Annotated in this window: 6 protein-coding genes; 5 read left to right on the forward strand and 1 reads right to left on the reverse strand. The window is 55.7% G+C overall.

The features are described 5' to 3' along the window. From VMU57_RS05590 to VMU57_RS05605, 4 genes are all read left to right on the forward strand, one after another. Positions 1 to 1,701: type IV secretory system conjugative DNA transfer family protein (locus VMU57_RS05590; RefSeq protein ID WP_325381648.1), on the forward strand; the 1,701-nt coding region annotated here is incomplete at its 5' end. Positions 1,702 to 1,826: 125 nt separating this feature from the next. Next, the gene (locus tag VMU57_RS05595; protein WP_325381649.1) at positions 1,827 to 2,462 is read left to right on the forward strand and encodes a hypothetical protein; all 636 of its coding nucleotides are present in this window, start codon (positions 1,827 to 1,829) and stop codon (positions 2,460 to 2,462) included. Positions 2,463 to 2,467: 5 nt separating this feature from the next. Beyond that, positions 2,468 to 3,001 carry a hypothetical protein gene (locus tag VMU57_RS05600; RefSeq protein WP_325381650.1) on the forward strand — a complete coding sequence of 178 codons (534 nt, stop codon included), beginning with the start codon at positions 2,468 to 2,470 and terminating at the stop codon, positions 2,999 to 3,001. A gap of 268 nt (positions 3,002 to 3,269) precedes the next feature. Continuing rightward, positions 3,270 to 3,839 (forward strand): hypothetical protein, encoded by a 570-nt coding sequence (locus VMU57_RS05605; RefSeq protein WP_325381651.1) that lies wholly within the window; start codon positions 3,270 to 3,272, stop codon positions 3,837 to 3,839. An 87-nt stretch (positions 3,840 to 3,926) separates the two neighbouring features. Here VMU57_RS05605 and VMU57_RS05610 read toward each other — a convergent pair whose 3' ends face one another. Further along, on the reverse strand, positions 3,927 to 4,136 hold the full coding sequence (locus tag VMU57_RS05610; RefSeq protein ID WP_325381652.1) for a hypothetical protein: 210 nt from the start codon (positions 4,134 to 4,136) through the stop codon (positions 3,927 to 3,929). Positions 4,137 to 4,285: 149 nt separating this feature from the next. On the opposite strand from VMU57_RS05610, the gene VMU57_RS05615 reads away from it, so the two are divergent. Then, a complete protein-coding gene (locus tag VMU57_RS05615) occupies positions 4,286 to 4,621 on the forward strand; it encodes a PadR family transcriptional regulator (protein WP_325381653.1) in 336 nt (111 codons plus the stop codon). The last annotated feature ends 259 nt before the right edge of the window (positions 4,622 to 4,880 follow it).

Consider the following 4,880-nt stretch of genomic DNA (forward strand, 5'->3'; position numbering starts at 1 on the left):
CTCAAGCTTGTCATCATCGATGTCTATCACTTCACCGGAAGGCAGGCAGCGGAATGCTTCGCTTACTTCGTTCTCCTTGTTGTGGCAATCGCCGGGCCGGTATACCGGCTCTTGACGGTCCGCCCGCGCCGTGAAAACAAGTGGCCGCACCCTTACCTGGTGGTGTCCCGCCGAGAGGACGAACGGGCGATACGTAGGGCATGGAGCGAAGATGCCATTGTCCTCGGATACGATGTGCACGGGAAACCTTGGCTCTGGCCCGATCGCACTCGCGTGATGCAAGGCATCGTCCTGGGGATGACCGGAATGGGCAAAACGACCCTGCTCTCGAACATCATTACGCAGGATTTGTTTCGAGTCTTCGGTCCACCCGAAGATGGGCACCATATTCCGATGATCATCCTCGACGGCAAGGCGGACACGAGGGTCTTTGAGAATCTCCTCCCGTATATCCATCGTGCCGGACGTCTCGGCCAGTTGCGAGTGATCAACCCTTCAAGACCGGATATTTCGGTTGGATATAACCCCTTCCATTCGAACGAAGCGGACTATATGTCCGTAGTGAACATGGTGTTCAGCTCGTTCAATTTGCACCATGAGTTTTTTGCGGAGCACCAGCTGATCTACCTCTCGGACATTGTGCGAGTACTTTCCTACACAGGTCTTAAATTCAACTTCTACGACGTTCTGGTCATGGCCTTCGATGAGCAAGTCCTGCGCGGGCAGGTCGAAAAGGCCTCGCGGCGTCTCGAACAGGACACCAACATCAGTGTCCAGAGGAAACTCAACTTCGAGATGTCGGTCAGAAACTTATTCCAATCATTCCAGGACTGGGAGCGAGTTCCCAAGATTCAGGGACTGCTCAACGAGTGCATGGCGTTCCTCGACGATGAGCTGAGCGTCGTCACGGGGCCGTATGAAGACCTGCTTTCGCTCGATGAGGTGATCGAGCAGGAGCTCATCCTGTACGTGCTGCTCAACGTCAACAAGAAGACCAAGCCAGTTACCGCGCTCGGAAAGATGTTGCTGCAAAACCTTCAATTAATCGTGGGCCAGCGATATGAGCGTCAGGAAGAGCCAGACCAGCCGAATCGGCCTCTGATCAGCGTCGTGCTCGATGAATTCGCTCCCTTCGGTTACCGGAATTTTCCGCAGATTCTGCAAACCGCGCGGGGCACCAACACTGCCTTCCTGTTCTCTATGCAGAGTCTTTCGCAACTGATGCAGGTCGACCGCGGTTTTAAGGAGGACGTCGCCTCCGCTCCGAACACAACCATGATGCTCCAAACCCGTGATGAGGAAACCGCGCGGTATTTCCTCCGGGCGTCCGCCGAGCACCGCGTGCGGCGGCGCAATGTGTCCATGGAACGCAGGAACTTTCTTGGATTCGAGCGGTATGAAGAAAGCGGCCGGGCTGTCGATGTGGAAGCCACAGAGACGCGCGCCCTCGATGAACACATCAAGAACATGCCGAAGGGTCAGATGCAAGTTCTCATGACGGACGAAACCAAGGGCACGCTCCACACGCATCTGCATATTCGTCCTCCCTCTGACATTCACGTCCCTCACTTCAAACCGGAGCTTTATCCACGGCTCAAACAGTCGCGGCAAACCTCGATCGGCGCCAACCTCCGTTTCAAGAGCCCTCGATACCAAGACCATCGCTACCGCCGAAGGACGTTTGGGGAGGGGCGCGCATGAGGCTCGCAGCGGCACGAACATTGTTGTCAGTCGTTCTGCTGTCCGCAGCAACCTCTGTGTTTGCTCAGGCGCCAAGGCGGCCACATTTGGGACGAGAGACTTGGTACGAAGTTATGCTCAAGAGGATGAATCCTGCACACACGAAATACGGGGCGTGGCTTGAGGAGCGCCGCCAGGTTTTGCTCGATGCCAGTGTCAGAAACCCGTTCTTTTGGTATTCGTTCTCGATCACTCTTTTTGCTGCGCTGATGCCCGTGGTGCTCCTCAAGTGTGTCATGGATTCGCATGAAAAGAACCGGGAACACGCACGGATCGAAGCCGACCTCCGAAACCATGACCTGTACTCACGGGACAAGGCCAAAGAGGCGGTCGACAGGTACAACAAACATATCGAGGAGTGCAACCGGGCAACGGAGGCCGCGGAATCAGGAAATGGACGCCTGGGTTGGGGCAATTCGGAAGCAGGGAGTTTGCGAGCCGAACTGCAGCGCGTCGCGAGCCAGCTCGAAGCCACCACACAGGAGCGCAACAAGCTTCAGGAAGAACTACGCCAGAAGTCGCTGATCGTTGCAGACCTTTCTACGCGGCTAGATGCGTTGTCGAAGAAAGTCAACGGACAACGAGGAATTGATAGGGGAGCGGGGGAGCCGGCGTCGGCCGGCGCCAATGGAGACAGCGCAAGGTTCGTCGGCCAGATCAACCGGTTGCAGGAAGAGTTGTATGTCGAACGGCAGAAGAACAAGCGCCTGAAGGGTGCCTGAAAGAGATGCTCGTTACTGTCACAGGCTTTGGGAGTGTTTGGCGTCGCCGTTTTGGGAGGGATGAAAATAATGCGAAGCGGTTTGCGCGCGCAGCGTATTTCAACACCACCGGTGTTCCCGTCAATGGCCACATTCGGACGCGGCCTAAGATCGTGGGTCATGTGCGCTTCAATGGTGCCGGAGGCTTCGACCCGAACCGTAAGCTGGCAATGATCAACGGCGTTTTTGAGTGTGCCGAGCCATGCGTTTGGAATGGTCAAAACAAAGTGCTCTTCAAGCGCATGCTGCCAGCTCCTGAGCAGCCTGACTACTTCTTGGTTGTCATAAGATCGGGCAATGTCGGACATCTCGACGTAGGCTCACCGGCTTGGCGATCGGAAGGCACGCTGCTGATCTCCTTTAGCGAATGGCGTGACCAACAGGAAGCAATGCTGCTGATGCCGCCAGGCAGTTGGTTGCGAACGGCTGTCGGCAGATTCAAGCTCAATCCGTTTGTCTCTTGGCCCTGGAGTGCACGGCTTCATTTGGAGTCCGTGTAAGGAAGTGTCGGAAATGCGGTATCCAAAAGGGTCGATTCAACTCAACCAATCGCGCGATCTCCCGCTCCTCCGTCAAATCCTGCAATCGGAATTCGTGACCCATTCTCAACTATTCGAATTCTCGCGACTCAACCACTATGAGAGGAGCCGTAACTCGTTCCACTGGAGAATGCGAAGGCTAGTCGGCCGTGGACTGGTGCTGCGCCAGACACTAGCCGCTGGGACCGGAGATGCTGTGTATTCCGTCGCAAGCACTGCGGCAACATTGTTGCAGAGCATGGGCGAGTACTGCTTGATTGGTTGTGGCCGGACCGATACAAATATGGCGAGCAAAAACGCTCTTCATGCAATCGGGCTGAACGAGATCCATCTTAGCGCATTGCGCGCCGGATTGCTTGTACGCTGGATGGCAGCAATGGAGATTCGCTCTCAGAATGAGCTCACTGCATTCGGTTTTGCAAAGGACTACGACGCAATTGTGACGGTCCGCACGGATAAGGGGGAGCGCAGGTTTGCACTGGAATACGAACGAAGCCCGAAGCCAGCGAAGTGCTACCGCGCAATCGCCGCATGCATGGGCCAGGAGGTGCACGTGAATCGGCTGCTTTATCTGGTTGCGAACTACGACGTTCTAAGATTTATTTCAGGTTTCTTCAGGAACGCGGAGTTTCCTGTTTTCTTTGGTCTGGTCCCGGATTGGCATTCTCACTTGCTCGAAATGCCGGTCTTAGACGGCGATGCCAAACGCGCATTCCCATTGCGGCAGGCCCTAAATGGCAGCGTGGAAAAAGCCGAGGCTATGGCGACGGCGACTACGTATCGTTTGCCCTTTCATTGACGTTTCTATGGCCGCTGATTGCGTCCCCATTGAATCTTCCGGCTGCCTGCAAGTTGCAAAATTTCTTGGAAATATTCTTTTACTATCCTAGATTCCGATGGTGTTTTGGGGTTCTGAAGTGGTGGGTTGCAGTTGAGTGTCATTTGTCTCCGTCGTGCGGCTTTTGGCGCGCTGGCCTTCGAGCTTCGCGGTCATCGTTATCTCAGCTTTAAGGAGCTTGGAAACAGGGCAGCCCGCCTTGGCCGCTTGCGCCGCTTTCTCGAAGGCGGCATTGTCGCCATTGGGAATACGCGCCATCGGCGCGGACGAATCGTCTGCTCCACCATCCTAGGGGCGGGCTGGACCTAGCGCGCTTGGATACGCCCAATCGTGGGCTTCGCGCTCGTGAATCCTCGTGCCACCGAAAGTTGTTGCATTCGACCAGAATTCCTGTTATACAATACTACGTGATACGAAGTACGCATGACGTAGATGATACGCCCGAAGTCGGGCGATATTCCGACCCGCCACTGCTGGTAATGGCGAGCCTGGCCGATGGCCCCAAGCACGGCCACGCCATGATCGAAGACATTTTTCGCATGAGCGGAACGCGACTCGGTCCCGGGACACTCTACGGTGCGATTGCACGCCTTGAGCGCGAAAGGCTGATCGAGGCGCTGCCACCGGACGAAAGACGACAGCCCTACCGTCTCACCGCAAAAGGATTGGGAGTGCTCCGCGCCCGTCTCGCAACTTTGCATCACTTCGCACGCGCGGGATTGCGAAAATTGGAGGCCCGATGAACCCGCGAGTAGCGCGGTATCTAACCGCGTTGGAAGGCGTGCTCCAGAAGCGACCGATTCTATCGCCTTGAGCGTACACAGGAGACCCTCGAGGAACTATTCCTTCGGCTCGTTTCAGACACCTCCGAACAGAAGATTACCCAATGAAAGATCTCCATCGCGTTCTAACGGCAGAGGCGCTGAAACTCAGAAGAACCCTCGCTGTACGTTTGGCGGTTTTTGCCCCAATTGTCATCGTTTTGATCATATTCGGTACGTA

Origin of the sequence: Edaphobacter sp. (assembly GCF_035532915.1) — a bacterium.
In the GTDB taxonomy this organism is placed as follows: domain Bacteria; phylum Acidobacteriota; class Terriglobia; order Terriglobales; family Acidobacteriaceae; genus Edaphobacter.

What these genes read in the sequence shown, in the direction of transcription:
- VMU57_RS05600 (WP_325381650.1), top strand. Translation starts at nt 2,468, where the DNA reads ATGCTCGTTACTGTCACAGGCTTTGGGAGTGTTTGGCGTCGCCGTTTT.
- VMU57_RS05610 (WP_325381652.1), bottom strand. Translation starts at nt 4,136, where the DNA reads ATGGCGCGTATTCCCAATGGCGACAATGCCGCCTTCGAGAAAGCGGCG.
- VMU57_RS05595 (WP_325381649.1), top strand. Translation starts at nt 1,827, where the DNA reads ATGAATCCTGCACACACGAAATACGGGGCGTGGCTTGAGGAGCGCCGC.